The sequence below is a fragment of the Okeania sp. SIO2F4 genome, assembly GCF_010672385.1.
GTDB lineage: Bacteria > Cyanobacteriota > Cyanobacteriia > Cyanobacteriales > Microcoleaceae > Trichodesmium.
The window spans coordinates 1-4,500 of sequence record NZ_JAAHGT010000813.1; the positions used below are offsets into that span (position 1 = coordinate 1).

At 36.0% G+C, this 4,500-nt stretch carries 2 protein-coding genes; one reads left to right on the top strand and one right to left on the bottom strand.

The genetic code is table 11. The features are described 5' to 3' along the window. Positions 1-684: ABC transporter ATP-binding protein (locus tag F6K22_RS33155; RefSeq protein ID WP_363274963.1), on the bottom strand; the 684-nt coding region annotated here is incomplete at its 3' end. A 1,130-nt stretch (positions 685-1,814) separates the two neighbouring features. Here F6K22_RS33155 and glyS point away from each other — a divergent pair. Beyond that, entirely contained in the window at positions 1,815-3,971 is a 2,157-nt protein-coding gene (gene glyS / locus F6K22_RS33160) for a glycine--tRNA ligase subunit beta (RefSeq protein WP_293108151.1), read from the top strand. Positions 3,972-4,500: the final 529 nt, after the last annotated feature.

The following is a 4,500-nucleotide window of genomic DNA, read 5'->3' on the forward strand; positions in this document are numbered from 1 at the left end:
CATTAGTACAGTACAACCACCTTCTTTGGCTAGCCGACGTAGTAATTCAATAACTGTATGCCCACTATGAGAATCTAAGGCTGCTGTTGGTTCATCGGCCATAACTATTCTAGGGTTTCCAGACAGGGCACGAGCGATCGCTACTCTCTGTTTTTGGCCACCGGATAAATCCCGTGGATGTAGTTTGGCTTGAGGAGCTAACCCTACCTGTTCCAAAAGCACCTGAGCTTCATGTTTTGCTGCCTTACCTTTGATTCCCTTCATATTCAGAGCTACTTCTATATTTTCTGCTGCTGTTAATGCTGGGAACAAGTTAAATCCCTGAAAGATAAAGCCGATATTCTGAAGTCTAAATTTGGCCAATTGATGTCTAGACATTTTGGTAATTTCTTGTCCCAGAAGACACACTCTGCCAGATGTTGGTGTTAATAATCCTGCTAAGATTGACAGCAAGGTAGTTTTACCAGAACCAGACGGTCCCATCAAAAGTTGGACATCACCCTTATGTACTGTCAAGTCAATATTCTTGAGTACCTGGTAAGATTGTTGTCCGGTTTGGTATGTCATTGTCACCCCACAAGAGGTGATTGCTGCTGTTCTTAAGCTAGCAACATCTCTAGGATTACAAAGATTTAGATTTTTTGTTTTAGTGGCAGCAGCCATGTACATATTGAAAGTAGTCATAGGTGCGACTTTTGGTAAGCTAGAGTGTTTGGGGGACATGACGAATATACCTCTGATAGATAGTTCACTTATGCGAAGCTTTCTATAGTTTTTTTGAGTTGCCCAGGTTTTTGAGTTTAACCTAAATTGAATCTCTCTCAAAAAATTGAATTTAATATGAGGGGTTAATTTAAGTTTGATGGCCTTTGACCTGAAGATAAACTGAGGTAATTTAGTTACATTGTATTTTAGCGTACTAAGTTTTAAGGTAATTGAGAACACTTAGAACTTAGATTAATTTTGACTAGGCTTTATCTGAGAGTTTACTAAGAAAGGGCTTAAGAGTAGTTAAGATTTATCCTGAACTTACTCAATATATTTTTCTTCATTTTTCCCATTCAAATTTTAAATTTTTGAGGATTTAAGCTCAAAAAACGTGAAGAAAATATAATTTTTTCTGTAGTCAGAATCATCAGGAAAAATTTTAATTAGATAATTGATAATGAAAATTTTCCTGTTTTAATGGTACTACTTAACAAGATTAATGTGAGGTATTTTAGTTGTCAAAGCCACAAATGAGTAGACTCCAGTATTGTAAGCATTCAGCCGTCAGCTATCAGCCGTCAGCTATAAGTCCCGCAACTTATTATATTACTCAGATGAAGGAGAAATTAGTCGCATAAGAGAATTAAAAGTCACGACTAAAGTAGACTCTTTTAACCAGATCAGGAATTCTTCATTATTTGCTGAATGCTGACCGCGGGCTAGCTGGATGCTTACCCAGTATTTCAATTTGTTTGGGCGCCACAGTGAGACTCACTTTGCTACCTACAAGATTTTTTAGGTATTTTCCTGGTTACTTGATAAATACTTTCCTTGTTGGAAGGAGAAATAAGTAAGTATTTATGACTGTATCTATCTAAGATAACATACTAATAAACTTATAGTTAATAACAAATTATAGTATCAAAAATAGCAGATATTAATCTCTGTTAGTGTTTAAATTTTATCCAATGTTTTTCTAAAAAAAAGAATATTTTTATTGAAAATTGTCAAACATATTGAAAAGGTAGATGAGAGGACTTGCAATTTAGTTTCTGCTAAACTGTTGTAATTAGTCGAGAATATCCAAATATCTCAATATTTTTATGATGGTGACATTTTTATTAGAAATTGGTACAGAAGAATTACCTGCAACTTTTGTTTCTGAAGCTATACAACAGTGGCAAGAACTTATCCCCACAACTCTGACAGAAACATACTTGACAAATGATGCAGTTAAGGTATATGCCACACCTAGACGTTTAGCAGTGGTCATTGATGGTTTGCCAATTAAACAACCAGACCGAGAAGAGGAAATTAAGGGACCTCCGGCAAAGGCAGCTTTTAAAGATGGCAAACCTACTAAAGCAGCGGAAGGGTTTACTAAAAAACAAGGAGTTGAACTTAATGATTTAGAAATACGTCCTACGGAAAAGGGCGATTTTGTTTTCGTTAATAAAAAAATTCAGGGTAAACAAACAGCAACTATTTTGAGAGAATTAATACCAGGATGGATTGATAAATTAGAAGGTAAAAGATTTATGCGTTGGGCGGATGGAGATATTAAATTTCCCCGCCCGATCCGATGGTTAGTAGTATTATTAGATGATGAAATATTGCCGATAACTTTAGAGAACGGTTCGGAGAAAATTACAAGCGATCGCTTGTCTTACGGTCATAGAGTTTTACATCCTCAAATAATAGAAATTTCCCAAGCTAAAGATTATGTGGAAGAGTTGAGAAAAGCCTACATTGAAGTAGATGATCGACAAAGAAAAAATCAAATTGAAGAACAAATACAAGCAGCAGCTAAAGAAGTTAAAGGAAAAGCAGAAATTCCCGCAGAATTATTAGCAGAAGTAACAAATTTAGTAGAATGGCCGACAGCTGTAGTTGGAAAGTTTGACGAAGAATTTTTAATTTTACCTGCGGAAGTCACAACAATAGTTATGGTGACACATCAACGTTATTTTCCTGTTTTAAAATCTCCAAAAACTGGGAAAGAAGTAGAGTTGTTGCCATATTTTATTACCATTTCTAATGGCGACCCAGAAAAATCAGAAATTATTGCTACAGGAAATGAAAGAGTAATTAAAGCGAGATTAGCAGACGGACAATTTTTCTATAAAGCAGATTTAGCTAAACCATTAGAAAACTATTTGCCTGAATTAGAAAAAGTTACATTTCAAGCTAAGTTAGGCTCAATGGGAGAAAAAGTAAAACGTATTGTTAATATAGCTAAGTTAATTGCTGAACAGTTACAAGTCAGTAAAGCAGAATGCAAAAATATAGAAAGAGCAGCTCTTCTTTGCAAAGCTGACTTAGTAACTCAAATGGTTTATGAATTTCCTGAATTGCAGGGAGTAATGGGAGAAAAATATGCTCGTGCTGGTGGAGAAACTGAAGCAGTGTCAACTGGAATTTTTGAACATTATTTGCCTAGAGGTGCAGGAGATACTTTACCCGAAACTATTTGCGGTCAAGTTGTAAGTTTGGCAGATAAACTTGATACTTTGGTAAGTATTTTTGGATTAGGAATGTTACCTACAGGTTCTGGCGATCCCTTTGCTTTACGTCGGGCAGCAAATGCAGTGGTTAATATTACTTGGTCAGCTAATTTGCCATTAAATTTACATCAGTTATTAGAACAGACTGCTGCGAATTTTATCAAGATTTATTCTGAAGCAAATTCAGAGTTATTACCGCAGTTATATGATTTTTTCTGGCAACGAATTAAAACCATTTTGCAAGAGGAAAAAAATATTGATTATGATTTGGTAAATGCGGTTTTGGGCGATAATGATTCTGAATATAAGGAAAGGGGATTAAAAGATTTATTGGATGTGCGTAATCGGGCAGTTTTCTTACAAAATATTCGGCAAAATGGTTTGCTTGAGAAAATCTATGAAACTGTCAACCGTTCAACTCGTTTAGCTGCTCAAGGTGAGTTGGATAAAATGCAACTTGCACCTGTAGAAGTTGTAGATTCAAAACTGTTTAAAAGTGAATCAGAATTATCTTTTTATAATGCTTTGGTTGAGTTAGTGCCTCAAACAGAAATATCTCAAAAAACCAGAAATTATCAACAGTTAGTAGATGCTTTGGCAAAAATAGCTCCTGCAGTCAGTAATTTTTTTGATGGCCCTGAAAGTGTATTAGTAATGGACCCCGATCCGAAAATCAAACAAAATCGCTTGAATTTATTGGGTCTACTCCGCAATAATGCCAGGGTGTTGGCAGACTTTGGCCAAATAGTGAAAAGTTAAACTATAGCAGGCAACAGGTAACAGTGGGAAAAATATTTCCTTTATTGATGGTTTTAGGTAGTAGGGGAGTAGGGGAGTAGGGGAATGGGGGAACAAGCAAAAAATATTTATCCCGTCAGTTGTACAACATTAATCTGGAATCTGCTGTAAATTTAGTTGTGATGCTAAAGAATGAAGAGATTGTTAGTAAAAGAAATATAGAAAAGGGGACAGGAAACAGCTTGACTAGGGGATGTTCAGCAATTAATAATTAATAATTAATAATTAATAATTACCTCTCCTTGAAAACGGATAGGATTGACTAATCATGAAAATTTTTTCTTCTCAAGGGGAGATTGGATATGGCTAGGTTTCTGATGCATCCCATCCTACTAGCGCGTCTAGACTAAAATTGTGGGTAAAACCTCCCCCCTCTCCTTGCAGGAGAGGGGTTGGGGGAGAGGTCTTCATTGACTCGCTCTTTACCCACATTTTAAACCTAGACGAGGTACTTACGGAAAGCTCCGCTTTTGATGTCGGCGACAGCCGA

Bases quoted from the DNA above. Each gene is read 5' to 3' on its own strand.
- glyS (WP_293108151.1), top strand. From the start codon at position 1,815: ATGGTGACATTTTTATTAGAAATTGGTACAGAAGAATTACCTGCAACT.